This is a genomic window from Flavobacterium laiguense, assembly GCF_003097655.1.
Lineage (GTDB): Bacteria > Bacteroidota > Bacteroidia > Flavobacteriales > Flavobacteriaceae > Flavobacterium > Flavobacterium laiguense.
The window spans coordinates 154,539-180,105 of sequence record NZ_QCZH01000003.1; the positions used below are offsets into that span (position 1 = coordinate 154,539).

Below are 25,567 nucleotides of genomic sequence, written 5' to 3' on the forward strand. Positions count from 1 at the left end.
CTTTGCAAGGAATCTTTAAATAAAGTCATTGCAATAGGCCGATTACAAACTCAAATAATAGTTAGAATTTCGGATGTTAAGTATTAAATCTTCCAATTTAACAAACACTTATTTGCTGTTGTTTTTTCTGTATATAAATTTTCATTATGCTTTTTTTATATAATCCCTTCCTCGGTTGATAAATGTAAGTACCTTTCTTTTATTATTTTAATGTGTCTTAACTCGTGACCTGCAAGATGATACGCCAATGCCCTTACAGTTCTGATATTAATAATGCTTCCGTCATCGTCAATCCCTCCACCGCTTCTCATAAAAGCGTCGTCTGGCAGGTTTTGAAATAATGTTAATGTCGCATTTCTAACAGACTCGTATTCTTCAAAAATGCTATCTAAACTTCTGTCATTTGCGTAAGAGTATTTTGCATAATCATTTTCTTCAAAACCGTGTAATGGAGTATTGTCATTTCTACCATATCTTAAAGCTCTATATGCAAATATTCTTTCGTCGTCAATTATATGAACCAAAATTTCTTTAATGGTCCATTTTCCATTGTCATATCTGTAATACAGCTTTTCTTCAGGTAATTCGTAAATAAATTTTTTAATCTTTATGTAACTGTCTTTCATATTTTGAAGTACCATTCCATCATCTTTTAATAGCTCCATATACATTTCTGAATATTCTGGGTATTCTTCTTTTTTAGGTTTTTCTATTATTCTAAAATTTGTAATTCTATCCGTCATAACTTTTCAAATTTTTATATTGTTAATTAATATCTCTTGTTCAATTGTGGTAACGCTTTATAATGACTGCAAAGTAATAGATACGTTCCCTTTTTTATGTCCTTTTTCAACATAAGTGTGTGCTTCTTCAATTTGCTCTAAGGAATAGGTTCTATCAATGACAGGTTTCAATTGACCAACTTCAATAAGTTCTTTTAGAAAATGAATATCTTCTGCCGTGTGGCTTATTACACCGGTCAAAACTTTTATTTTTTTGCTATTGGTCATTGATACCCAAACGCCTTGAAATATTTCTGAAATTCCAGCGGCACTTAAAATCAATTTCCCATTTATAGTAAGCGACTTTACACTATTTGAAATTACTATTTTATTAACAGTATCAAAAATCACATCATAAGTTTCACCGTTTTTAGTAAAATCTTCTTTGGTGTAATCAATCACTTTGTCGGCTCCTAATGATTGTACTAAATCAATATTTGCAGTGCTACAAACTCCTGTTACAATCGCTCCAAAATGCTTTGCAAGTTGAACAGCGGCCGTTCCAACGGATCCTGATGCGCCAAAAATAAGCACTTTTTGCCCTTGTTGTAGGGATGCCTTTTTGAGAAAATGTAATGCCGCAACTCCCCCAAACGGAATTACAGCCGCTTCTTGATGGGTTATATTTATGGGCTTTAAAGCTATTGACCCATTTTCTGGAAAACATTTATAGTTGGCATAAGTACCAAAACTCATGTCCGTATGTCCAAAAATTGGGTCGCCAACTTTAAAAAGTGTAACAGATGAACCTACTTGTTCAATTTCACCTGAAAAAACACTGCCTAAAATAGGGGTTTTAGGATTCATAAGTCCAAAAAAAAATCGAACGGCAAAAGGATCTGCTTTTCGTAATCGCACATCACCCGAATTGACTGCCGTAGCTCTTACTCTTATCAGAATTTCATTTTGTTTTGGTATTGGTTTTGCCACTTCTTTCAGTTGTAGAACCTCCGGAATACCGTATTGTGTATAAACTATTGCTTTCATGTAAGGATTGTTTATTTAACCTCACAAATGTAATTGCATCATTTTCCAATTTCCTTGACTTGGGTTAAGAAATGCGAACAGTCCTTTTAAAATTTCACAAATAAAAAGATTAGTTTAAAATCCCTCGGGAATATCAAAAATATAAAAGGTATCAATCAAATCCCAATATTTATGAACTCTTCCTCTATTGAAGGTCACCTCTAATAACTCAATTCCTAACTCAAAACTGTTTCTTAGCTCAATAAAAAAGAAAAAATCAACCGAAACCAACCATTAAACTCGTGAATTTTCTTTTTTAATACAAAAATAGCCTTATTTGTTAAAAATTTGACTTTTGCAAAAAATTTAATATTTGGTTTGAAAAATAATTGTAGATTTGCACCAATGAAAAACACAGGAACATATATAACTATTATCTCTCGGATAATCACACCTACGACTTCTCCCGAAGTACGGACGCTATAACTATAGCTTCCAAAGTGTATTAGTAATATATTTATTCATTCCTTTATTTTATCGTTTTGAAATTATTTCCATTTTTATTTGGATTTATACATCCAAAAAATAGCACCAAACAAAATTTATCTATCTGTAACCCAACTAATTGGATTGTTCTTTCTTGTATTTATCTTATATTTGATAGTGCTAAACCAGAACATTTCAAACTTGATTACAGTGCATTTTTTAACCTAAAATATAACTTTTGAAATGAATATTTCTATTGTAGTAACTCAGGAAGAACATTATAAGTATGCGCAAGAAATATGCGATACGATAGAGTCATCTGCCCTATTGAGAGGTACTGGAATTGCCAAAAGAACACCAGAATACATCCAGAAAAAAATGGAAACTGGAGATGCGGTAATTGCACTTAATAACGGAATCTTTGCCGGTTTTTGTTATATCGAAAGTTGGCAACACGGTCAGTTTGTGGCTCATTCTGGTTTAATTGTACATCCTGATTATAGAAATTTGGGATTAGCAAAAAAAATAAAATCATTTGTATTTGACTATTCGCTGCAAAAATATCCAGATGCAAAAGTATTTGGAATCACTACAGGATTAGCCGTTATGAAAATCAATTCGGATTTGGGGTACAAGCCGGTACCGTTTTCACAATTGACTACAGATCCTAGTTTTTGGAAAGGATGTCAAACCTGTACCAATTATGAGATACTAAAAAGCAAAGACAACAAATTGTGCTTGTGCACTGGTATGCTTTACGATCCAAAAGAGAAACCAAAAGACCCACCCAAACATCCATTCAATGTGAAAATATTGAATAGATTGAAAGAAATAAAACAAGCTTTATTTTTAAAAAAAGTTGACCCAAATAAATAAATTAAATTATTGCCTTTAAAAAGCAAATAAAAAAATATAAAAATGAAAAAAGTAGTATTAGCATATAGCGGAGGATTAGACACATCGTATTGTCTTAAATATTTAAAAAATGAAAAAGGATACGAAGTTCATACTGTATTAATCAACACTGGTGGTTTTGACGACGAAGAACTAAAAGCAATCGAAGAGAGAGCTTATGAGCTTGGAAGCGCCAAACACGCCAACCTGACTATCGTTGATAAATATTATGACAAAGCCATTAAATATCTGATTTATGGTAATGTATTAAAAAACAACACCTACCCCCTATCTGTAAGTGCTGAAAGAGTTTTTCAAGCGATTGAAGCCATAAAATATGCCAAATCTGTAGGTGCCGAAGCCATTGCTCACGGAAGTACAGGTGCAGGAAATGACCAAATTCGTTTTGACTTGATTTTCCAAACCATCGCTCCCGAAATTGAAATCATCACTCCTATCAGAGACTTAAAACTTTCTAGACAGGAAGAAGTGGATTATTTATCTAAAAACGGCGTGCACTATTCTTGGGAAAAAGCACAATATTCTATCAACAAAGGACTTTGGGGAACTAGCGTAGGTGGGAAAGAAACTTTGACCTCCAACCAAGCTTTACCAAGTGAAGCCTATCCTTCGCAATTGCAAAAAACAGGCGAAGAGAAAGTAACACTTCAATTTGAAAAAGGACAATTAGTGGGAATCAACGGTGTTCTTGATGCTCCAACAAAAAATATCGTTGTGCTAGAAAAATTAGCCAACGCGTATGCTATTGGCAGAGATACTCACGTGGGTGATACGATTATCGGAATCAAAGGAAGAGTTGGTTTTGAAGCTGCAGCACCTTTAATCATCATCAAAGCACACCATTTATTAGAGAAACACACTCTTGGAAAATGGCAACAATATTGGAAAGAACAACTAGGAAACTGGTACGGAATGTTATTTCACGAAGGTCAGTTTCTAGATCCTGTAATGCGTAACATCGAGGCTTTCCTCGAAGACACTCAAGCTACGGTAAACGGAACCGTGATAGTTTCGCTTAAACCGTATCACTTTACGCTTGACGGAATTGAGTCTGAAAACGACTTGATGAATACTAGTTTTGGACAATATGGAGAAATGAACAACGCTTGGACGTCTGACGATGCCAAAGGATTTATCAAAATTCTGGGGAATGCACAAAACATATTCTCCTCTGTAAACAAATTGACACAAGATTAATTTGGCTATTTAAAAGAATTGTCAGGAGCGAAAGTTTAGGCATTTTCTGGAGGTATGGGTTCCCGCCATCATTCCAATCTTTTGTCTCGTTTGAAGACGAGACAAAAGGATTTTCCCTTCTGTCGGGGCTAAAGAGCGAATATTGGGAATTTTTGGAGTTATCCAAATCGACCTAAAAAAATATAAAAAACACTAATTAATAGTACGTTTTAAAAATAAAAAAATATGATTAATATTGGAATCATTGGCGGATCAGGTTATACAGCTGGCGAACTCATCAGGATATTGATGTTTCATCCCAATGCCAAACTCGATTTTGTATACAGCACCACCAATGCAGGAAAATCGCTTTCAGTAGCACATCACGATTTGTTGGGCGATATCGAAATGAACTTTACTGATACAGTGAACCCAAATGTAGATGTCGTTTTCTTGTGTTTGGGACACGGAAAATCAAAAACATTTTTGGCAGAAAACCAATTTGCGAGTCCTACCAAAATCATTGATCTTGGAAATGATTTCAGATTGAACAAAGACGAAACATTCGAAGGTAAAACATTTATTTATGGCTTACCAGAATTGAATAAAGCAGCGATTAAAAATGCAAATTACATAGCCAATCCAGGTTGTTTTGCTACTGCTATTCAGTTGGCTTTATTACCATTGGCGGATGCCAAATTATTAAAAGAAGAGGTACACATCAATGCCACAACGGGAAGTACCGGTGCAGGTGTAAGCCCATCAGAAACGACACATTTTAGTTGGAGAAACAATAATATGTCGCATTACAAAGCTTTTGATCACCAACATTTGGGCGAAATTTCAGAAAGTTTGCATCAATTGCAAAATGATTTCACAAACGAATTGCTTTTTATTCCGAACAGAGGTAATTTCCCAAGAGGAATTTTCGCCACTTTATATACAACTTGCAGCGAAAGTCTGAAAGATATAGTAGCCAAATACGAATCCTTTTATAAAGACCAACCTTTTGTAACCGTAACCACTACAGCCATCAATATGAAACAAGTGGTTCAAACCAATAAATGCATTATTAGCTTAGAGAAAAAAGGAAATCGGATTTTGATTACTTCGGTAATAGATAATTTAGTAAAAGGTGCCTCGGGACAAGCCATTCAAAACATGAACTTGATGTTTGGATTGGACGAAAGTACAGGATTGCATTTGAAACCAAGCGGGTTTTAATAAAAGTTGATGGTTATCGGTTGATTGTTGATAGAAACAGCAAACTTGACCGACAACCAACAACTATCAACCAATAACCAAAAAAAAATGAACTTATTTGACGTTTACCCTTTATACAACATCACTCCTGTAAAAGCGCTTGATTGCACAATTACAGATGAAAATGGTGTAGAATATTTAGATTTATATAGTGGCCACGGAGTAATTTCCATAGGACACACCCAACCTGATTATGTAGCCAAATTGAAAAATCAATTGGACAATATCGGATTTTATTCGAATGCAATTCAGAATCCATTGCAAGTGGAATTCGCAGAGAAATTAGGCAAACTTTCAGGTTGTGAAGAATACAGCTTATTCTTGTGCAGTTCTGGAGCCGAAGCCAATGAAAATGCATTGAAACTAGCTTCTTTTCACAACGGAAAATCGAGAGTAATTTCTTTTGAAAACTCTTTCCACGGAAGAACCTCGGCAGCGGTTGCAGTAACAGATAACAAAAAAATTGTTGCCCCAATCAATGCGCAACAAGTCGTTACTTTCTTGCCTTTAAACAATATTGATTTGGTAGAATCCGAATTGAAAAAAGGGGATGTTTGTACCGTAATTATCGAAGGAATTCAAGGAGTTGGAGGATTGGATGAAGGAACAACCGAATTTTTCCAAGGATTAGAGAAATTGTGTAATCAATACGATGTAGTTTTAATATTGGATGAAGTACAATCAGGTTACGGAAGAAGCGGAAAGTTTTTTGCCTTTCAACAGCACAACATCAAACCGGATATTATTTGCCTTGCCAAAGGAATGGGGAACGGTTTCCCGATTGGCGGAATCCTGATTGCACCCAAATTCACCGCTAGCCACGGATTGTTAGGAACAACTTTTGGAGGAAGCCACCTTGCTTGTGCCGCCGGAATTGCCGTTTTGGATGTAATCGAAAATCAAAAACTGATAGACAATGTAAATGACGTTTACGCTTATTTCTTGGAAGCCATCAAACAAGTTCCTGAAATTGTCAAAGTGAAAGGAAAAGGATTAATGCTGGGCGTGGAATTTGATTTTGAAGTAGGTCCTTTGCGTAAAAAACTGATAGTTGAAAAGCTTATTTTCACAGGAAGTGCCAACAATAAAAATCTATTGAGAATCCTTCCGCCTTTGACCATCAAAAAGGAAGCTATTGATACATTCATTGTAGCCTTGAAAGAAAGCTTAGCGGAATTGAAAGCATAGTTTTTAATTCTAAAATCTAACCTCTAAAATCTAAAATAGATAATGAGCCATTTATTACCCATACAAAAAAGAAATGCAGTTCTGAATCGAATGGCCCATTTGCTCGAACAAGAAAGAACCAACATCAAAAAAAGCAATCAGGAAGATCTTGAGAACTATAAAGGCGATGATTTGGCGATGGGAAAACGCTTGCTTGTAGATGATGCCAAAATTGACGGCATGATACTTTCGTTGCGTCAATTGTTTGCCCAAGAAGATCCTGTGGGTCAGGAACGCTTTCATTTTGTACATGAAAATGGCATCAAAATCACCAATAAAACATCGGCTTTCGGAACGATATTGATTATTTATGAATCAAGACCGGACGTAACGGTTGAAGCAGGAGGTATTGCTTTCAAATCGGGGAATAAAATCCTCTTGAAAGGCGGTAAAGAATCCTTACGTTCCAATTTAACGATTGTGAGTCTTTGGCATCAAGCCCTAAAAGACAATGATATAGACACGAATTGGGTGGAATATCTCAATTACGACCGAAACGAAACCCAAGCCTTTTTGGAAAAACCAACTCAAAAAGTAGATTTAATTGTCCCAAGAGGTGGCGAAAATCTAATTGCTTTTGTCAAAAAACACGCTACTTGCCCTGTAATTGTTAGCGGTCGTGGGAATAATTTTGTGTATGTCGATAAGGAAGCGAACTTAGATCAAGCACTTTCTATTATTATCAATGGAAAGACATCGAATATTTCGGTTTGTAATGCTTTAGACAAAGTATTAATCGACACTAATTTACCAAACTGGGAAGAATTTGCTGAAAAATTAGTAACCGAATTGAAGAAATTCAATGTAATCCTATTAGGAGATGCCGCTTTCGCGAAAGCTACGCAGGTAGATTGCATTGAGAATGATTTAATATGGTATGAAGAATTTTTGGATTATAAAATTGTAATCGGAGTTACGAATTCCAATCAAGAAGCAATTGAAAAAATAAACAAATATTGTGGAGGACATTCGGCTTCCATCATCACCAAAAATGATGCAGTTGCTCAAGAATTCATGGAAAATGTAGATACCGCAGCAGTCTATCAAAACGCCTCTACCCGATTTACAGATGGCGGGCAATTTGGTCTTGGCGGAGAATTAGCGATAAGCACAGACAAACTCCACCAACGAGGCCCCATCGGATTACAGCATTTAGTGACCAATAAATGGTACATTTATGGTGATGGACAGATTCGGTGAAAAGATTACAGATTTTAGAATTTAGAATTTAGATTAAAGAAGAAAGAACAAAGAAAAAAGATTTCAAAATATTGACACAAAGCTTTGTGACCTTTGCGTTTTTAAACGTTTCAATTATTAAAAACTTTGTGCCCTTTGTAGTTAAAAGCGGTTTAAAAAAATAAAAATGGCTAAAAAAAGAATATTACTAAAGTTAGGTAGCAACACCTTAACCAAAGAAACCAATCATATTTCGAGAGGAAAAATTGAGGATATTGGGATGCAAATAGCTGCTTTACAAAATGAATATGAATTCATCATTGTTAGTTCTGGAGCGATTGCTGCAGCCAAACAATTTGTAAAATTAGACAATAACGACCAGGAAGTCTTTGTCAAACAAGCCTTGGCATCCATTGGACAGCCTCATTTGATGCGGATTTACCACGAAAATTTCAGTGATTTGGGTTTGCATATTTCACAATGCCTACTCTCCTATTCTGATTTTGAAAAGGAACAGTCCAAAGTCAACATCGTAAACACCATCAATGTATTGGTAAAAAACAATTACATTCCGATTATCAACGAAAATGATACTGTAGCAACAGATGAAATACAGTTTGGAGACAACGATAAATTGGCGGCATTGGCAGCGGTTTTACTAAACGTTGACATTCTGATTATCGCCACCAATACCAACGGAATTTATACCAAGTCGTCTATATATGATGAAGTACCGGAAACTATACAATTAGTAACCGATTTATCACTGTTGCAAAAAGAAATTGGTGATGTAAAATCATCTCACGGAACAGGCGGTATGCAATCCAAAATTGATTCGGCGGCCATTGCCAAAGCCGCAAATATCGAAACTTGGATTGTAAATGGACTAGAAGATAATTTTATGTTGAAAGCTTTAAATAATGAAATTGCTTTTACAAAGATTATATAAAAATGTTCATTTGGTTAATCGTTAATTCGGTTAATCGATTAAACCAATAAACGAATAAACTAAACAAAAAAGCTATGAACTACACCTCCATAAAAGAAATCGACTCCCTCAAAAAATGGGTGACACAAGCATTGAAAATCAAAAAAAATCCGCTTAAAAATCAAAAACTAGGGAAGAACAAAACCTTGGGAATGTTGTTTTTTAATTCGAGTTTGAGAACCCGTTTGAGTACCCAAAAAGCAGCCTTGAATTTGGGTATGAACGTTATGGTGATGAACTTTACCAGCGAAGGTTGGACACTGGAATTTGAAGACGGAGCCATCATGAACCAAGGTGCTTCGGAACATATCAAAGAAGCTGCCGAAGTAGTTTCTCAATACTGCGATATTATTGCCATTAGAGCTTTTGCAGGTTTGGTAGACAAAGAAAAAGACAATGCCGAAACGGTAATGAGTGGTTTTTTAAAATATGCAACCGTGCCAGTTCTAAATATGGAAAGCGCTACAGGACACCCACTGCAGTCCCTTGCTGATGCAATCACGATGGAAGAACACAAAACCAAACACAGACCAAAAGTGGTTTTATCATGGGCGCCACATCCTAGAGCGTTACCGCAAGCGGTACCCAACTCATTCGTGGAAATGATGCAGTTGCAAACCGAAATGGATTTTGTGATTACGCACCCGGAAGGTTACGAATTGAATCCTGAAATCACCAAAGATTCCAAAATCGAGTATGATCAGGATAAAGCTTTTGAAAACGCCGATTTTATCTATGCCAAAAACTGGAGCAATTACAAAGAATATGGTAAAATCACCAATTCCGACCCCAATTGGACGATTACTGCCGAAAAAATGAAACTGACCAATAATGCCAAATTCATGCACTGTTTGCCAGTAAGACGTAATGTAATTGTAACAGACGAAGTGATTGACAGCGAAAATTCGATCGTGATTGAACAAGCCAATAACAGAACCTATTCGGCTCAATTGGTTTTACAGAAGATTTTGAAAAAATTAGAGAAAAGAAAATAGAACATAGATGATAGACGGATAGATAATAGACACTTCGGTGATCACAAATCTAAAATCGTTAATCAGCAATCAACAATCATAAATCATTATGACTCCATTATCAATCATAAAAATAGGTGGCAACATCATCGATAATCCAACAGAACTGGCACAATTCCTTACCGATTTTTCAAAAATTGAAGGTTACAAAATTCTCGTTCACGGTGGCGGAAAATCGGCTACCAAAATGGCGCAAAGTATTGGATTAGTTCCACAAATGATTGACGGACGCCGCATTACTGATAAGCCTATGCTAGATGTAGTAGTGATGATTTATGCTGGGGAGATCAACAAAAATGTAGTGGCTCAATTGCAGGCGAATAACACCAATGCGATGGGTTTTTCGGGTGCCGATGGTAATTTGATTCTGTCAACCAAACGAAACCACCCCACAATTGATTATGGTTTTGTAGGCGATGTGCAAAAAGTGAATACCCCTTTATTGAAAACGTTATTAAAAAGCGGAATAACTCCCGTTTTTTGCGCCATCACACACGATGGAAATGGGCAATTATTAAATACCAACGCCGATACGATTGCCAGTGAATTGGCTATTGCCTTATCCGAAATATTTGAAGTTACCCTAACCTATTGCTTCGAAAAACCGGGGGTTTTGTACGATGCAGAGGATGACAACTCGGTAATCGAACAAATCAATCACGAATTGTACACCAAATTAAAAGCCGAAAAAGCCATACATTCCGGTATGATTCCTAAATTAGACAATTGTTTCAACAGTTTGTCCAAAGGCGTACAAAAAATAAAAATTGGACACCACAGAATGTTACAAAATGCTGAAGTTATACACACAAGCATTGAATTATAAAAAGCTAGAACAGACCTGTCGGATTTTAAAAACCTGACAGGTCTCAGAAGAAAAACATGAAAAACATAGAAACCCTAACACAAGAAGCCATCGCGTTATTAAAATCTCTAATCGAAACTCCTTCCTTTTCGAGTGAAGAAGATCTTACAGCACTTTTAATTGAAGATTGGTTTAGCAAAAACAACATTCCTTTCGAACGGGAAAACAACAATATCTGGGCTTACAATCAGCATTTCGATAAATCAAGACCTACATTATTACTCAACTCCCATCACGATACCGTAAAACCCAATCAGGGGTATACCAACGATCCGTTTAAAGCCATCGAAAAAGAAGGTAAATTGTACGGATTGGGAAGCAATGATGCAGGAGGTTGTCTGGTTTCTCTTATGGCGACTTTCGCTTATTTTTATGCCAAAGAAAACCTTTCCCATAATATTGTAATGGTCGCTTCTGCCGAAGAAGAGAGCAGTGGGAAAAATGGATTAAACAGTGTTTTGAAACATTTACCCGAGTTGGATTGCGCCATCGTGGGAGAACCTACTTTGATGCAATTGGCCGTTGCCGAAAAAGGATTATTGGTACTCGATGTCGTTGTAAAAGGAACCGCCAGTCACGCGGCTCACAATAACCTTGATAACCCAATTTACAATGCGATGTCTGTTATTCAATGGTTCAATAGCTATCAATTCGAAAAAGTATCCGAGGTTTTAGGTCCCGTAAAAATGACCGTAACCCAAATCAATGCAGGAAAACAACACAACGTAGTTCCCGCCGAATGCCATTTGGTAGTCGATATTCGCGTCAATGATTGTTACAGCAATGTCGAAATTTTAGAAACTGTCAACAAGAATCTAACCGCTCAAATCACACCGCGTTCGATGCACTTAAACGCCTCCTCCATTCCCGTTTCGCACGGTTTGGTGCAAGCCGGAATCGCATTGGGAAGAACGACTTATGGCTCGCCTACCCTTTCGGATCAGTCGGTTTTGAGCTGTCAATCCTTGAAATTAGGCCCTGGAGAATCATTGCGGTCTCACTCGGCAGACGAATTTATATATGTAAACGAAATCGAAGAAGGAATCCAATTGTACATCAAAATACTGGAGGACTTTTTGAAATAAAATAATATTTTTCAGGAGCTATCCCGATAGCTATCGGGACCGCTATCCGCTGCAATCTTTTTTGTTCCTTCGCTATCGCTACGGCACAAAAAGGATTTCCGCTTCACACGAGCGACAGCGAACTGGCGAAGCAATCGGGGCTAGGGCAATCGAGAAACAAGAAAACTTTTGGAATAATAGAAACTTTGTGAATCTTTAGGCTTCCTTTGGGAAACTCTGCGAAACAAAAAACAAATATCTTATGAAACTTTGGGAAAAAGGAATACCAACCGACAAACAAATCGAACATTTTACGGTAGGAAACGATAGAGAACTCGATTTGGTTTTGGCCAAATACGATGCTTTAGGCTCCATTGCCCACGCCAAAATGTTAGGGCAAATTGGTCTATTGACAGATGTTGAAACCGAATCTTTGGTCTTGGCATTAGACGAAATCATAAAAGACATTGCAAACGGAAATTTCGAAATTGAGGACAGTTTTGAAGACGTACATTCCAAAATCGAATATTTACTGACGGTAAAACTGGGCGATGCCGGAAAAAAAATCCACACCGCACGTTCCCGCAACGATCAAGTTTTGGTCGATGTAAATTTGTATCTGAAAGATGTGGTCAAAGAATTGAAAGAGCAGGTAAAAACGCTTTTTGACTTAATGATGGAATCGGCAGAAAAACACCAAAATGTATTGTTGCCGGGTTACACGCACCTTCAAATTGCAATGCCATCCTCTTTCGGGATGTGGTTTTCTGCTTATGCCGAAAGTCTGATTGATGATATCACAATGCTGAATGCCGCTTTGAAAATTGTGGATCAAAACCCATTGGGTTCTGCTGCGGGTTATGGAAGTTCGTTTCCTATCAACAGGACATTCACTACTCAGGAATTGGGCTTCGAAACCTTAAAATACAATTCGGTTGCGGCACAAATGAGCCGAGGAAAATCAGAAAAAACGGTTGCTTTTGCCATGAGCAGTGTGGCTTCCACCCTTTCTAAATTTTCTATGGATGTGTGTTTGTATATGAGTCAGAATTTTGGCTTCATCGGTTTGCCATCGCATCTTACCACAGGTTCCAGTATTATGCCACACAAAAAAAACCCCGATGTTTTTGAATTAATTCGTGGTAAATGCAATAAAATCCAAGCCTTGCCTTATGAAATCACTTTGATTACCAATAACCTCCCAAGCGGTTACCACAGGGATTTACAACTCTTGAAAGAAGGGTTGTTTCCTGCAATTCAAAACCTAAAAGCCTGTTTGGATATTGCTATTTTCTCTATCAAAGACATTACGGTAAAAGACAATATTTTAAATGACCCTAAATACAATTATCTCTTTACGGTTGATACATTAAACGAAATGGTAGTTGCAGGAATGCCTTTTAGGGATGCCTACAAAGCCGTTGCCGAGCAATTGGAAAACGGAACGTATCAATCTCCAAAAGAGACCAAACATACCCATGAAGGAAGTATCAATAATTTGTGTTTGGAGGAGATAAAAGCTAAAATGAAGTTGGCTTTTTAACAAATTCATTACAATTTTAAAAGCCACGAATTCACGAATTATATTATTTTAATTCGTGAATTCGTGGCTTTTTTAAATAAAATCAATCCGTTTGAATCTGTGTAATCTGTGGCGAAAATCTCCAGCATCATTTAATTCTGGTGTTTTTCTACATCCTCCCCTTCAATTCCTCAGCATCAATATCACTATGCGAAGCATCATAAACCGATTGACCATTTTTTATCAACAACAGTTGCGGAGATTGGTGCACCACTTGAAAACGGCTCGCAATTTCATTGGAAACATCACGGTATTCAATCAAATCCAAAAAATAGGTATCGGTTGCATCGGCCGAATCAAATTGATTTTCAAATTGTTTCAATGCAAACCTACTCACGCTACAACGAGTACTGTGTTTGAAAATCGCTACTGGTTTTTCATTCGATAAAGCAACAATCTCATTTAGCTGACCTAAGTTGGTTAGTGGAATCCAATTGATTTTACTTGTTGTTTCTTTCTTTTCTTCGGAATTACCGAATAAGGAATTAAATATACTCATTTTGTCGTATTTTATGTCTTTTTGTCTTTATAATATGATGAAAATCATCATTCAAACGTCAAATTGTCCGTAAATTTATAGTGGAATATAATTTGATATTTAGTTTGCAAAGTTAGTTATTAAACATATAAAAAAAACATAAAACCTTTAGTCATGAACATTAATAAATTTACCATTAAATCGCAGGAAGCCATACAGCTTTCGCAGCAATTGGTTCAGAGTTTGGGTCAACAGCAAATAGAAAACGAACACATTTTTAAAGCTATTTTCGAAGTTGACGAGAATGTGGCTCCGTTTATTTTGAAAAAGCTCAACGTCAATGTACCATTGTTTCTTCAAATTTTAGACAGTACTATTCAGAGTTTTCCAAAAGTTTCGGGAGGTGAAATACAGCTTTCCAGAACAGCCAATTCTGCTTTGAACGAAGCCGAAATCATTGCCAAAAAAATGAATGACGAATACGTTTCTGTCGAACATTTGATCCTGGCCATATTCGATTCCAAAAGCAAAGTGGCCCAAATCCTAAAAGACCAAGGGGTAACCGGAAAAGGACTTAAAGCCGCTATCGAAGAATTGCGCAAAGGCGAGCGAGTAACCTCTGCCTCTGCCGAAGAGAATTACAATTCTTTGAACAAATACGCTAAAAACCTCAACGAACTCGCCAAAAACGGAAAACTAGATCCCGTAATCGGGCGTGACGAAGAAATTCGACGCGTACTGCAGATCCTGACAAGAAGAACCAAAAACAACCCAATGCTGGTGGGTGAACCCGGAGTGGGTAAAACCGCCATTGCCGAAGGTCTCGCACATCGTATTGTAGATGGTGACGTACCCGATAATTTGAAAGACAAAATCGTATTTTCTCTTGATATGGGAGCCTTAATTGCGGGTGCCAAATACAAAGGGGAATTTGAAGAACGATTGAAATCGGTAGTCAAAGAAGTCATCGCTGCCGAAGGAGACATCGTATTATTCATTGACGAAATTCACACCCTTGTAGGAGCTGGTGGTGGTGAAGGCGCTATGGATGCTGCTAATATCCTGAAACCGGCTTTGGCGCGTGGCGAATTGAGAGCAATTGGAGCAACCACTCTAGACGAATACCAAAAATATTTCGAAAAAGACAAAGCACTCGAACGTCGTTTCCAAAAAATTATCATCGAAGAACCCGATACCGAAAGTGCCATTTCAATCCTCAGAGGAATCAAGGAAAAATACGAAACACACCATAAAGTACAAATCAAGGATGACGCTATCATTGCTGCCGTAACGCTTTCGCAACGCTACATCACCAATCGTTTCCTTCCGGATAAAGCCATTGACTTAATGGATGAAGCCGCTTCTAAACTGCGTATGGAAATCAACTCCAAACCAGAAGAACTCGATGTTTTGGATCGAAAAATAATGCAACTGGAAATCGAAATTGAAGCCATAAAACGCGAAAAAGACGAAAGTAAACTCAAAGGACTCGGAATGGATTTGGCTAATCTCAAAGAAGAACGAAACGAGATCTACGCCAAATGGAAATCAGAAAAAGAAGTAGTCGATAACATCCAAAACGTGAAAACCGAAATCGAAGACTTCAAATACGAAGCCGAACGTGCCGAGCGTGAAGGCGATTATGGTAAGGTAGCCGAAATACGTTACGGAAAAATCAAAGAAGCCCAAGAGCGACTAGCCGTTTTTACCAAACAATTGCAAGAAAACCAATCGGGAACTTCGTTGATTAAAGAAGAAGTAACCCGTGAAGATATTGCCGAAGTAGTAGCCAAATGGACCGGAATTCCAGTGACCAAAATGCTACAAGGCGAACGCGAAAAACTCTTGCATCTAGAAGAAGAATTGCACCACAGAGTTGTGGGACAAGAAGAAGCCATCGAAGCCGTGAGTGACGCCGTGCGCCGAAGCCGTGCCGGATTGCAGGATATGAAAAAACCGGTGGGAACCTTCCTTTTCCTGGGAACAACAGGAGTGGGAAAAACCGAGCTCGCCAAAGCACTAGCCGAATACCTCTTTGACGATGAAAACGCCATGACCCGAATCGACATGAGCGAATACCAAGAACGCCACAGCGTGAGCCGATTGGTTGGTGCGCCTCCGGGATACGTGGGCTATGACGAAGGTGGACAATTGACCGAGGCTGTGCGTAGAAAACCGTATTCCGTGATTCTGTTGGATGAAATCGAAAAAGCCCATCCAGACACCTTCAACATCTTGTTGCAGGTACTCGACGAAGGCCGTTTGACCGACAACAAAGGACGTCTAGCCGATTTTAAAAACACCATTATCATTATGACTTCCAACATGGGAAGCGAAATCATACAAGAGAAATTTGAAAATCTAAAAGGAAGTGTCGAAGCCGCCACCGAAATCGCCAAAATCGAAGTACTCGGATTATTGAAACAAACCGTGCGCCCCGAGTTCATCAACCGTATCGACGAAATCGTAATGTTCACGCCATTGACCAGTGCCAATATTGCCCAAATCGTAGGATTACAACTCAAAAGCGTGACCAAAATGCTTGCCCAACAAGGCATCACGATGGACGCCACACCCGAAGCCATCGCCTATCTATCCGAGAAAGGCTATGACCCTCAATTTGGTGCCAGACCCGTAAAACGAGTAATTCAAAGAGACGTCCTCAACCAACTCTCCAAAGAAATCCTCGCCGGTCGAGTAAAACCCGACAGCATCATCTTACTCGATGCCTTCGACAACGAACTCGTTTTTAGAAATCAAACCGAGTTGGTACACGAATAAACATAATTAAAATCTTTAAAACTGCATTGTGGCAACACTTTGCAGTTTTTTTGTTTTAGGAGCTGAGGGATTTTTATTAAATATCCTTTTTGTCATATAATAAAAGATATAACATATAAACATAAGATTTATTGGAATAAAAACTTATTTTTGAAAAAAAAAAAACATATCAATTAATTATGAAAAAATTTTACGTATTACTTCTATTATCTAGTCTAAAAATAATGGCGCAAATACCAGAACTTGACAACACTTTTAATGTCAAAGATGCAGGTATATACCATCAAAACATTGGGACTGGCGGAGTTTTACTTGCAAGTAGCAAAATATTGACTGTTTTTGAAAATCCTGGTTCCGATTATAGTGTGCTTTTACTTAACCCTGATGGCAGCATTGATACAAATTTTAACACAAAAGATTCCTTTTCTAATAAAAGCATCCAGATTTTTGCAAAACCAGATGGTAGTTTTTTAACGCTTACCTACGATTATACATTAAAGTCATTCAATTCAAACGGAACAATTAATACCAATTTTACAACTCCCGTAATAACCAGTAATTCTGTATATGGTCTGTGGGTAAAAGATATACTTTATCAAGAGGATGGGAAAATTATCCTTATTGGAAGGATTAGCAACGTTAATGGTAAATTTGTTGGAGGTTGTGTACGATTAAATGCAGACGGAAGTGTTGACACTTCTTTTGTTTTAGAATTTGGATCAGTTGATACAATTACTACACAAAGTGATGGGAAATATATCGTCAGTACTGGCCCTAAAATTGCACGATTTAAAAGCAATGGTGAACTTGATACTACATTCAAAGTTAATACCACTGTTGATCCTAAACAGCATTTTATCACCAATGGTTTTCAACAAAGTGATAATAGTGCTATTAATGATGTAATTGTTCAGTCCGACGGAAAAATAGTTGTTGTAGGATGTAATTTTGTTGCCAATGGCCAAACTGTTTCTTACTACATTGTGAGATTAAACCCTAACGGGACTCTGGATACTACATTAAAGTCATTAGACAGTCGAAGTTCTAACGTAAAAAATGCTTACCTTCAAAATGACAATAAAATTATCATTACTCTTAATGATGGAACTCTCATTCGTTTAAGTAATGATGGAACTATAGACAACACGTTTAAATACTCCAATTTAATATCACTAGGAAGTCCATTATATTTTCAAGGAAGTAAAATAATTGTTAGTGCTAACTTTAGAGACAGTCAAGGTTTAACCAGAGCAGGTATTCATAGATTAAATGCTGATGGAAGTATAGATTTAACTTTTAATCCACATTCAGGCCCGAATCTATTTCGCGATGGGCTGGCTTATTCCAAACATTATGATTTTAAATCAAAAGTATTATTAGACCAAAAGATATTATTAGTTGGAAATATCACCACTTATAATGATAACGTGGTCCGAAATATATGCCGAATTAATCAAAACGGCGAATATGATCCAACTTTCAAGTTAGATCCAACTGTGAAAATATATGCACAAAACTCCCAACCGAACGGTTATTTAATTTTACCTCAGGTAGACGGGAAAATTTTATTAATGCATAATAATGCTATTGAAGAAAATAACAATACAAAAAGCCTTATCCGATTGAATAACGATGGAAGTTTAGATAAGACCTTTAATTTTAAAGATTATTCCAGCAGTATTACTGACGTAAAGCTTTTAGAAAACGGAAAAATTTTGCTTATGGGACAAAGTGGAATTTTTGTTAAAGCGGGAGCTTATTATGGTACATATGTAAATACAGTACTTCTACTTAATACAGATGGTTCTATTGACACTAATTTTAATGGAGCTTTCAACCAGAAACCTATAAGTATTTCTCTTCTGGCTAACAATAAATTCTTAATTTCTTTTTATAGAGAAAATTACGTCTATGGTTATGATCCTGTGATAAAATTTAACGAAGATGGTTCGAAAGACTCCTCTTTTAAGGTTTCGGGTTTTCAACCTTATTACAAAGCAAAAGAATTAAGTAATGGCAAATTATTAGCTATTATCGGTCAAATGTTGACAAGAGTAAATGCTGACGGATCTCCTGATCCAACTTTTACCCCATACTCAATAGAAAAAACCTATTCTAATAAATACGATCGTTTCGATTTTTATGAAAATGGAGAAATTAATTTATTTTTCTCCACTTATTCAACAAATTCAACTTCAAAATTAACCCTTAGTTCAGAAGGAAAATTACTCAACACAACCGTTTACAAAACTGCATTTAACTTTGAAATTCAAAACTGTGAAGACATCCTGTTTTACGGCTATTTTGATAAAATTGGAGATGTTACTAAACATAGTTTCGCTCGTTACAAAACATCAAATTTAGTTTCTAATCCAAATCCTTTAGGTGAAATATATCAGCCATTTACAAAAGGGCAAACTTTAGGTAATCTTAAAGTTTCCGGAGATAATTTAAAGTGGTATAATACTCAGAGTCCTTGTGGTCTAAATAATAAATTGGCAAAAAAAGGGAATGATGAAACTTTTTTGCCTTCATCGACACCACTTGTGGACGGAATCACATATTATGCATCACAAACAATAAACGGTATTGAAAGCAGTTATAGATTGCCTGTTAAGGTATACGAAGGATTGCCAGTAGCCAATGCAGGATCTGATGTAACAATCAACTGTACCACGCCAAGCACGACCTTATCGGCAACAGGAGGAGTTTCTTATTCTTGGAGTCCAGCGACTGGATTAAGTGCAACAAATATTGCCAATCCTGTAGCCACACCTGCTGCCACGACCACCTATACGGTAACGGTAACAGAGGCAAACGGCGGTATAAAAACAGACGATGTAATAGTTACGGTAGACAAAGGATTGCCAGTAGCCAATGCAGGAACCGATGTGACAATCAATTGCACCACGCCAAGCACAACCTTATCGGTAACGGGAGGAGTTTCTTACTCATGGACTCCAGCGACTGGATTAAGCGTAACGAATATTGCCAATCCTGTAGCCACACCTACTGCCACGATCACTTATACGGTAACGGTAACAGGGGCAAACGGCTGTATAAAAACAGACGATGTAATAGTTACGGTAGACAAAGGATTACCAGTAGCCAATGCGGGAACCGATGTGACAATCAATTGCACCATGCCAAGCACGAGCTTATCGGCAACAGGAGGAGTTTCTTATTCTTGGAATCCAGCGACTGGATTAAGCGCAACAAATATTGCCAATCCTGTAGCCACACCAGCTGCCACGACCACCTATACGGTAACGGTAACAGGGGCAAACGGCTGTACAAAAACTGACGATGTAATAGTTACGGTTGACAAAGGATTACCAGTAGCCAATGCGGGAACCGATGTAACAATCAACTTTACCACGCCAAGCACGACCTTATCGTCAACAGGAGGAGTTTCTTATTCATGGAATCCAGCGACTGGATTAAGCGCAACAAATATTGCCAATCCTGTAGCCACACCGGCTGCCACGACAACTTATACGGTAACGGTAACAGGGGCAAACAGCTGTATAAAAACAGACGATGTAATAGTTACTGTTTATTCTTCTACATTGGGTTTAAAAGAAAATGATTTTCCCAATTTAGTAGCATACCCCAATCCTATTAAAGATTACTATATAATATCAAATAATGAAGAAATAAATAAAGTTGAAGTTTATAATTCATTAGGACAATTACTATTTAGCAATAAATACGATACGAGTAGCATCAAAATTGATTTTTATTCTTTGAATTCAGGTTTATATTTTGTTAAAATATATTCTGAAAATAAAATGGCAACAATAAAAACAATTAAAAACTAAGATTTAAATAGTTTTAGAATTACCATTGATTGATAATGACGTTCATAAAGTCCCCTCGCTAGCCAGCGTCCCCCCGTGAATGTACACAATCGAAACTCCCCCCGCTGGTTTGAGCACCTTTTCCGCTAGCGCGATGCCTCTGGCTCGTGCACACAAGACGAGTATTTACAATCTAAAAACGAAAAAGCAACTCCATAACGGGGTTGCTTTTTTGTTTTAGCTTGCTCAATGAAGTCTCGTGGCTACTCTACACATGCTAGACAATCAATCAAAATCCCACAATCCAAGTCCTTGCGAGGTACGAAGCAATCTCACTATCAAAAGCAAACCCAACATTCATTGGAACAGATATAGCAAATGTGATTGCTTCGTACCTCGCAAAGACTCAGCGAACGTAAAATTACCATCAAGAAAATCACTCGTTTTACGAAGTCGGGAGACCTGCACTCTACGATTCCGAAAGATTTCGGAACCAGATTGCGTCACACACGCTGAGCAAACAATACGATTCCACAATCAAATTCGTTACGAGGTACCAAGCACCCGAGAGAAACTAACTGAGCGTTGGCCAATATCACTGTTGGAACGGAAATACTAAATGAGAGAAGTTTCTTTTTTCAGTAGAGATTATTCAGGTTTTGGCATTTTATAAAAATAAGTTTTATCTTGTTTAAACTAAAAATAAATGTGTTTTATCGTTAATTTGAGATAATTTAACTATTTTTATCTCAGCTTTTGAAAGCCAAAACCAATCGAAAAAACAGTAACATATTGTCTTTCACAGCATTTAAAAACAAAAAAGAACTTAGAGCTTATCATTAACAAAAGGAATAAAAACATAACATTATGAAATCGCCATGACAAAATTTGTCACAATCACCAATGAAGATCTAGCGATACCATATTCCATTAAAAAACAAATATTATCTACATATGAAATTAACATTGAAAAATAAAAAAATATCTCCAATGAAAATCTTAATCGATTTTTTTGCATCTCTATATGATTTGGTTATTGCTTTTTTTGCATCACTCTATGATCTGGTTTATGATTTTATAAAGTTTTTAGGGGACTATCTAAAATGGGCTACTGATATCCGCTCTTTTAAATCTACTAATTTTGACAAACAAGCTAAGGAACCAATACAAGTCCACAATCAAAATCCTTTCGACATCCGATAATTGTTCCACTAAATATTTGAATCCTTGTTCAGCGATTCCGAAAGCTTTCGGAACCCGACTCCGCTACTCACACTCAGCAAACAATACAATTCCACAATCAAAGTCCTTGCGAGGAACGAAGCAATCTCACTATCAAAAGCAAACCCAACAATCATTGGAACGGATATAGCAAATGTGATTGCTTCGTTCCTCACAAAGACTCAGCGAACGTAAAATAACCTCTGTAAAGTCTCCAGACTTCGCCACACTCGCTGAGCAAACTAATGCGGAATCGATGATGTGAATTTTTCCTTATCTTTGAGTAACGAACCCAAAAAACTATAATTATGAAAAATAACATCCTCAAAAATGGAATTTTAGGCGGAATAATAGTTTCTATTGTTATGATTTCGATGCTATTTTACATGAAAGCTTATCCAGATCGTGAGCCCAATGCCATTATAGGTTTTAGCAGTATGTTTTTGGCTTTTATTTTCGTAATATTGGGTATAAAACAAGAACGTACGAATAATAATGGTGTAATCACTTTTGGAAAAGCATTCCTGACTGGCTTCGCAATTACATTCGTTATTTCAACCCTATACGTTTTGGTTTGGCTTGTAATTTATTATAACTTTTTTCCTGATTTTATGGAAAAATACAGCGAAATGGTGCTAAAAAATGCCAAACCTGAAGAGCTTGCCGCAAAAACCACCGAAATGAATCAAATGGCAGCATGGTATAAAAATCCGCTAATGATAATTTTGCTAACTTACATGGAAATTTTTCCAATAGGAATTGTAGTTTCATTAATTGGTGCATTATTTTTGAAAAGAAATAGTTCTTCTTAAATACTATACTATAAAAAAATCAGTCCCACGCACTACAAAATCACTTTGAATCCAAATAATTATTGAAGAACGATTCAATATTTTAACTCATATTTATCTCTGTTTTTTTATTAAAACTATACATTTGTTAGGTAATCATATTTGAAAATCATGAGAATAGAAATTAGGGTTCAAAGATGTAATGATCAGACCCAAACGCTCTACTTTAAAGAGCAGATCACAGGTTTCATTGGAGAGGGAATATAAGTTTTTGCACAGTACCACCACTTGGTCTGGAGTTCCTATCATGGGAGCCAATATGGATACGGTGGGTACTTTTGAAATGGCATTGGCATTGGCCAAAGAAAATCTTTTTACAGCCATTCATAAACATTATTCTCTTAAGTAATGGAGTGAATTTATGAAAAATGCACCCGAGAATATCCATGATTATATCGCGGTAAGTTCAGGAACCGGAAAAAATGATTTCAAGAAAATAGGTGAAATATTTGAACAAAGTCCACAATTAAAATTCATTTGCATCAATGTTGCCAATGGCTACTCGGAGCATTTTGTAAGTTTCCTGAAAAAAGCACGCGACCAATATCCCGATAAAGTAATTATTGCAGGAAATGTAGTCACCGGAGAAATGGTCGAAGAATTACTATTAGCCGGTGCCGGTGCCGATTTTGTCATGCTCGGCGGAATGCTTGCCGGCCATACCGAAAGCGGTGGAGAATTGGTTGAAATTGACGGTGAAAAATATAAAAAATTCTACGGTATGAGTTCGGAAACTGCGATGAACAAACACGTTGGCGGTGTCGCCGAATACCGTGCCAGCGAAGGAAAAACGGGTCAAGTTCCTTTCAAAGGCGATGTTATCAATACTTTAAAAAATATTCTTGGCGGCATTAGAAGCACTTGTACCTATGTGGGCGCTTCCAAATTGAAAGAGCTAACCAAACGAACCACTTTTATTCGGGTTTTGGAACAAGAGAATGTCATTTTCAACAAATAATTACAATACAAACACTGGTCAAAAGGCTGGTGTTTTTTTTAGGAGCATAACAATGGATTTTCATAACAGCTTTACTCCCGCTGTCCGCTATATCTTTTGCGCCGAACACCGGCACAAAAGGATACTTGCTTCCATCGGGGCTAAAGAAGACCTTTATCGTGCGTGCTCATGATAAATTCAAAATTTATTTTTCGTTTTTGATAATATTATTTCGTTTTTAATAATATTGAATTATCTTTGCTATATGGTTGTCATCACAAAAACTAAACTAATACTATTTTACGAAACCGAACCAATAGCCAAAGAGCCATTGCTAAAGTGGTACAATACAGTGTTATTAAGTGACTGGACTGATTTTCACAGTATAAAACAAACCTATAATAGTGTAGATAGCATAGGAAACGACAGATTCGTTTTTAATGTTTCTGGTAATAAATATAGAATTGTAGCCATGATTCATTTTAGCAAAAGGACACTATATCTAAGATTTGTCGGCACACATAAACAATATGATAAAATAGACTGTAAAACGATATAAAATGAAAAAGATACTATCAAAAAATGATTTTGAAACAGCTGAAAAAAAAATGAATGACTTGTTAAATTCAGCTACCCAAAAAGGAGGTTTTGATTTCTTGACAGCAAAAGAAACCGAAGAACTCGAAGAATCCACTCAAATAGTGAAACAGTATGAAGATGCAAATTTCAAAATAGAGACACCTCAGACAGTGCAAGAATTAATAGCTTTTAAAATGTTTGAAAAAAACTTAAAGCAAAAAGACATTGCTAAAATGTTAGACACAACTGACACAAAGCTTTCTGAAATAATGCACAACAAAAGAAAGCCAAGTATTTCCTTTTTAAAGGCATTAAACCAAGTATTGGGAATTGACGGGAATTTGTTATTACGAATCGTTTAAGCCCTTCTAATCAAGAGTAAATTAATCTTCATAAACCAAATTTAGGTTCCCTAAACAAAATATAATGGCATCAGGTTTTTTCGTACTATTAGATGATATCGCAGCAATTATGGATGATGTTGCGGCAATGAGCAAAATTGCAACAAAAAAAACGGCGGGTATTTTAGGCGATGATTTGGCCGTAAATGCCGAAAAAGCTTCCGGATTTATTTCCTCCAGAGAACTCCCCGTATTGTGGGCCATTGCAAAAGGTTCCTTTATCAATAAACTCATTATTTTGCCAATCGCCTTTCTGCTGAGTGCTTTTTTCCCTTTGGCGATTATAATAATCTTAGTGCTTGGTGGTCTTTTTTTGGCGTATGAAGGCGCCGAAAAAATATACGAATACTTTTTTCCCCATGGCCATTCAAAACCCGAAATTACATTAGAAACGTTTAGCGAAGAAGAAATTCTGTCTCGTGAAAAGGAAAAAATAAAATCAGCTATAGTAACCGATTTTATTTTATCGGTAGAGATCGTAATTATTGCGCTGGGTACCGTAATAGGAAAACCTATTTTGTCGCAGATTATTGTTGTTTCAATAGTTGCAATAATAGCAACAATTGGTGTTTACGGCATTGTAGCCCTAATTGTAAGAATGGATGAACTGGGTTTTAAACTTATTGGAATAAGCACTAAAGAACGTAGCCTATCAAAAACCGTAGGTAACATATTGGTACAAGCACTACCAAAAGTCATCAAAAGTTTAGCCGTTATTGGTACAATAGCTTTGATTTTGGTAGCTGGTGGCATATTTGTACATAATATTGATTTTTTACATCATTTATTCCCCCAATTACCCTCCATTATAAAAGAATTCAGCATTGGTCTTATAATTGGACTAGTTGTTTTAAGAATTGTTAACCTATTTAAAAAGATTATCGGGAAAAAGTAAGGAATTGCAATGCAGACCAATTCCAGAGAAATTTTTAGAGCAAATGGAAAAAATAAAAGCCAAACCAAATAACGCTAATTATTTAGTTTGGCTTAGA

At 36.7% G+C, this 25,567-nt stretch carries 20 protein-coding genes and 1 pseudogene; 18 read left to right on the plus strand and 3 right to left on the minus strand.

Features of this window, described 5'->3' with window-relative positions; genetic code table 11:
* Window positions 1–155 precede the first annotated feature (155 nt).
* Together DB891_RS04820 and DB891_RS04825 are read right to left on the minus strand one after the other, a co-directional pair.
* Window positions 156–743 (minus strand): DinB family protein, encoded by a 588-nt coding sequence (locus tag DB891_RS04820; RefSeq protein WP_116761137.1) that lies wholly within the window; start codon window positions 741–743, stop codon window positions 156–158.
* A 57-nt stretch (window positions 744–800) separates the two neighbouring features.
* Window positions 801–1,769: an NAD(P)-dependent alcohol dehydrogenase gene (locus DB891_RS04825; protein WP_116761138.1), complete on the minus strand. Its 969-nt coding sequence runs from the start codon at window positions 1,767–1,769 to the stop codon at window positions 801–803.
* 708 nt (window positions 1,770–2,477) lie between these two features.
* Here DB891_RS04825 and DB891_RS04830 point away from each other — a divergent pair.
* The 10 genes from DB891_RS04830 (at window position 2,478) to argH (ending at window position 13,488) form a co-directional block, all read left to right on the plus strand.
* Window positions 2,478–3,110: a GNAT family N-acetyltransferase gene (locus tag DB891_RS04830; RefSeq protein ID WP_116761141.1), complete on the plus strand. Its 633-nt coding sequence runs from the start codon at window positions 2,478–2,480 to the stop codon at window positions 3,108–3,110.
* Window positions 3,111–3,152: 42 nt separating this feature from the next.
* Window positions 3,153–4,346 (plus strand): argininosuccinate synthase, encoded by a 1,194-nt coding sequence (locus DB891_RS04835; RefSeq protein ID WP_116761142.1) that lies wholly within the window; start codon window positions 3,153–3,155, stop codon window positions 4,344–4,346.
* 225 nt (window positions 4,347–4,571) lie between these two features.
* Window positions 4,572–5,549 carry an N-acetyl-gamma-glutamyl-phosphate reductase gene (gene argC / locus DB891_RS04840; protein WP_116761144.1) on the plus strand — a complete coding sequence of 326 codons (978 nt, stop codon included), beginning with the start codon at window positions 4,572–4,574 and terminating at the stop codon, window positions 5,547–5,549.
* Between the two features lie 87 nt (window positions 5,550–5,636).
* On the plus strand, window positions 5,637–6,776 hold the full coding sequence (locus tag DB891_RS04845; protein WP_116761306.1) for an aspartate aminotransferase family protein: 1,140 nt from the start codon (window positions 5,637–5,639) through the stop codon (window positions 6,774–6,776).
* Window positions 6,777–6,818: 42 nt separating this feature from the next.
* Window positions 6,819–8,015, plus strand: coding sequence for a glutamate-5-semialdehyde dehydrogenase (locus DB891_RS04850; RefSeq protein ID WP_116761146.1), 1,197 nt, complete (start codon window positions 6,819–6,821; stop codon window positions 8,013–8,015).
* Window positions 8,016–8,181: 166 nt separating this feature from the next.
* Window positions 8,182–8,943 (plus strand): glutamate 5-kinase, encoded by a 762-nt coding sequence (proB, locus tag DB891_RS04855; protein ID WP_116761148.1) that lies wholly within the window; start codon window positions 8,182–8,184, stop codon window positions 8,941–8,943.
* A gap of 74 nt (window positions 8,944–9,017) precedes the next feature.
* Window positions 9,018–9,977: an N-acetylornithine carbamoyltransferase gene (locus DB891_RS04860; RefSeq protein WP_116761150.1), complete on the plus strand. Its 960-nt coding sequence runs from the start codon at window positions 9,018–9,020 to the stop codon at window positions 9,975–9,977.
* An 88-nt stretch (window positions 9,978–10,065) separates the two neighbouring features.
* Window positions 10,066–10,842: an acetylglutamate kinase gene (gene argB, locus DB891_RS04865; RefSeq protein ID WP_116761152.1), complete on the plus strand. Its 777-nt coding sequence runs from the start codon at window positions 10,066–10,068 to the stop codon at window positions 10,840–10,842.
* Between the two features lie 56 nt (window positions 10,843–10,898).
* Entirely contained in the window at window positions 10,899–11,966 is a 1,068-nt protein-coding gene (locus DB891_RS04870) for a M20 family metallo-hydrolase (RefSeq protein WP_116761154.1), read from the plus strand.
* 241 nt (window positions 11,967–12,207) lie between these two features.
* Window positions 12,208–13,488 carry an argininosuccinate lyase gene (gene argH / locus DB891_RS04875; RefSeq protein ID WP_116761156.1) on the plus strand — a complete coding sequence of 427 codons (1,281 nt, stop codon included), beginning with the start codon at window positions 12,208–12,210 and terminating at the stop codon, window positions 13,486–13,488.
* 148 nt (window positions 13,489–13,636) lie between these two features.
* On the opposite strand, the gene ytxJ is transcribed toward argH, so the two are convergent.
* Complete coding sequence (gene ytxJ / locus DB891_RS04880; protein ID WP_116761158.1) at window positions 13,637–14,026, minus strand: bacillithiol system redox-active protein YtxJ; 390 nt, start codon at window positions 14,024–14,026, stop codon at window positions 13,637–13,639.
* A gap of 153 nt (window positions 14,027–14,179) precedes the next feature.
* Here ytxJ and clpB point away from each other — a divergent pair, with 153 nt between their 5' ends.
* The 8 genes and pseudogenes from clpB to DB891_RS04920 all read left to right on the plus strand — a co-directional run bounded on the left by clpB (window position 14,180) and on the right by DB891_RS04920 (window position 25,470).
* Window positions 14,180–16,786, plus strand: coding sequence for an ATP-dependent chaperone ClpB (gene clpB, locus DB891_RS04885; protein ID WP_116761160.1), 2,607 nt, complete (start codon window positions 14,180–14,182; stop codon window positions 16,784–16,786).
* A 179-nt stretch (window positions 16,787–16,965) separates the two neighbouring features.
* Window positions 16,966–20,607, plus strand: coding sequence for a T9SS type A sorting domain-containing protein (locus DB891_RS04890; protein ID WP_116761162.1), 3,642 nt, complete (start codon window positions 16,966–16,968; stop codon window positions 20,605–20,607).
* A gap of 969 nt (window positions 20,608–21,576) precedes the next feature.
* A complete protein-coding gene (locus DB891_RS04895; protein ID WP_124019495.1) occupies window positions 21,577–21,789 on the plus strand; it encodes a hypothetical protein in 213 nt (70 codons plus the stop codon).
* Window positions 21,790–22,115: 326 nt separating this feature from the next.
* Window positions 22,116–22,619: a DUF4199 domain-containing protein gene (locus DB891_RS04900; protein WP_116761166.1), complete on the plus strand. Its 504-nt coding sequence runs from the start codon at window positions 22,116–22,118 to the stop codon at window positions 22,617–22,619.
* Window positions 22,620–22,779: 160 nt separating this feature from the next.
* A pseudogene (locus tag DB891_RS04905) lies at window positions 22,780–23,616 on the plus strand (IMP dehydrogenase); the annotation flags it as partial.
* A gap of 244 nt (window positions 23,617–23,860) precedes the next feature.
* A complete protein-coding gene (locus DB891_RS04910; RefSeq protein WP_116761167.1) occupies window positions 23,861–24,154 on the plus strand; it encodes a type II toxin-antitoxin system HigB family toxin in 294 nt (97 codons plus the stop codon).
* 1 nt (window position 24,155) lies between these two features.
* The gene (locus DB891_RS04915) at window positions 24,156–24,536 is read left to right on the plus strand and encodes a helix-turn-helix domain-containing protein (RefSeq protein ID WP_116761169.1); all 381 of its coding nucleotides are present in this window, start codon (window positions 24,156–24,158) and stop codon (window positions 24,534–24,536) included.
* A gap of 64 nt (window positions 24,537–24,600) precedes the next feature.
* On the plus strand, window positions 24,601–25,470 hold the full coding sequence (locus DB891_RS04920) for a DUF808 domain-containing protein (protein WP_116761171.1): 870 nt from the start codon (window positions 24,601–24,603) through the stop codon (window positions 25,468–25,470).
* Window positions 25,471–25,567: the final 97 nt, after the last annotated feature.